The 1,789-nt window shown below is 67.7% G+C and carries 2 protein-coding genes; both read left to right on the top strand.

The genetic code is table 11. The annotated features are described in order from the left end of the window. The first annotated feature begins 182 nt into the window (after positions 1 to 182). Positions 183 to 722: a hypothetical protein gene (locus tag ACIQTP_RS46970; protein WP_403412391.1), complete on the top strand. Its 540-nt coding sequence runs from the start codon at positions 183 to 185 to the stop codon at positions 720 to 722. Between the two features lie 131 nt (positions 723 to 853). Further along, a complete protein-coding gene (locus tag ACIQTP_RS46965) occupies positions 854 to 1,654 on the top strand; it encodes a tyrosine-type recombinase/integrase (protein ID WP_403412389.1) in 801 nt (266 codons plus the stop codon). The last annotated feature ends 135 nt before the right edge of the window (positions 1,655 to 1,789 follow it).

Here is a 1,789-nt window from a genome sequence, read left to right as displayed (position 1 = left end):
ACGGCGCGCCGATCTCCACCAGGGCCTGCTCGAACTGGCCTGCAGCCTCATATGCCTCCGCCGCCTTCGGACCTCATTCTGAAACGAGCAGTTAGTGGGGAGCTATCTGGCCGTCACGATCATGGCCAGTGGTCGACTGGCGGGGTGTCTCACTTGCACCCCGGCTGACAGACTCTTCGGCCATGGCGAACAGCGGACTGTGGGTCGGCATTCTCACCGCGCTAACCGCGCTCGGAGCCAGCTACATCACCGCGCGGGCGGCCTTGCGCGCAGCGCTGGCCCAAGCCCGAACAACCACACTGGCAGTGGCCCTTCGTGAGCAGCGGGACCGGCGCCGATCCGCCTATCGGGAGATGATGAGCTGCGCACACGCGTTCTCAGCGGTCACGTGGCAGATTGATGACGTCGACGCGGCGCGCGACCGTGAGAGCAAGGACCGGCTCCTGATGCAGATGTACGAGCGCATCGGCCCGGCCATCGGGGACATGAACAGGGCAATGCATGAGGTCCGGCTCGACGGTCCTGCCGAAGTCTCCGCCGCGGCGGACCACGTGCGGAATATGGCGCGGCGCGTGCAGCCGCTGCTCAAGGCGCTCATCGGTGACGGCAGTCCCGAGCGACGGGAAGAGTACGACGCTGCCTACCGGGATTTCCGGGAAGCCTACGTCACGTTCATCGGCCGGGCGCGAGGAGCGCTGGAGGTCAAGGACGAGGACAGATAGCCCCGTCTTCCTCAGTGCGATCAGATGCGCACAAGCCGAGCGATTCTTCGTCCGCCGCCCCCAGGACCGCTGAGGTGTGAGGCGGGGCCGGCCACAATGGCTTTGTACGCGAGTCGCGTCCTCGTTTCGACATGACTCCGGGCGTCGCACGGTCGTGCGAGGAGGCGGTGTTCGCGACTTCGGGAGGCACCTCTGGCCCGGGGCGTGGTGGACGGCCACGACCGACCGCGTACGCCCGTAGCCAGCAATTTTGTCCTCATCTGGTGACTGGCCGCAGACGCTTGGAACGGGGCCGCCGCCTCCCGAGCGTCCGCGGCGCCTCCCGACGCCGTGAACATCCGAGAGGCGCCGGCGTCCTGGGTGCAGCCCGAACTGCTGTCGAAACGCTGCTCCTTGCCGCGCACGAAGCCAGCCACAAGGTGGAACGTTCGATGCATACGCTGCTCGTCCTCTATACCTGCTGCCTGCGCATCGACTCGCTGCTCAACGCCCGTGTGGAGGACCTCGGATACGACAAGGGGCACCGCGTGCTGCACCTGGAGAAGATGAAGGGCGGCGGCCGGAAGAAGAAGCCCATCCCGCCCGTGGCCTGGGACGCGCTCCAGGAATACCTCGACGGCCGCACGGAGGGGTGGCTGTTCTGCACGTCCAGCGGCGGCCAGCTCGACGAACCGGCCGTGTGGCGGCTGCTCCAGTCCCTGGCCAAGCGTGCCGGACTGCCTCTGCGCGGCCCGCACGGCACCAAGGGCGACGCCATCACGCACGCCCTGTCGAAGAAGGACGCCCGCCCGGACAAGGTGCAGTGCTGGGCCGACCACAGGGACTCCCGCACCACCCAGCGCTACAACCGGCGCAAAGAACTGCTCGACGACAGCCCCGGCTACGCCCTCGCCACCGACGTCGTCGGCGCCCTGGAGCACGGCACGTCCTGAGCCAGCCGAAGGCTGCGCACAAGCCAAGCCCGCATCGAGCCCTAGTAGTGCTTCGTTAGGTTGTGGGCTGTCTGCGGCTGCTCCGAGGGCTGGGCAGGGGGCGTCCGCAGGTGGTGCAGGTACCGGTCCAGCACC

The sequence above is a fragment of the Streptomyces sp. NPDC090798 genome, assembly GCF_044768965.1.
GTDB lineage: Bacteria > Actinomycetota > Actinomycetes > Streptomycetales > Streptomycetaceae > Streptomyces.
The sequence above is the reverse complement of the archived record's forward strand: the minus strand, read 5'-3'. Positions and strand labels throughout refer to the sequence as shown.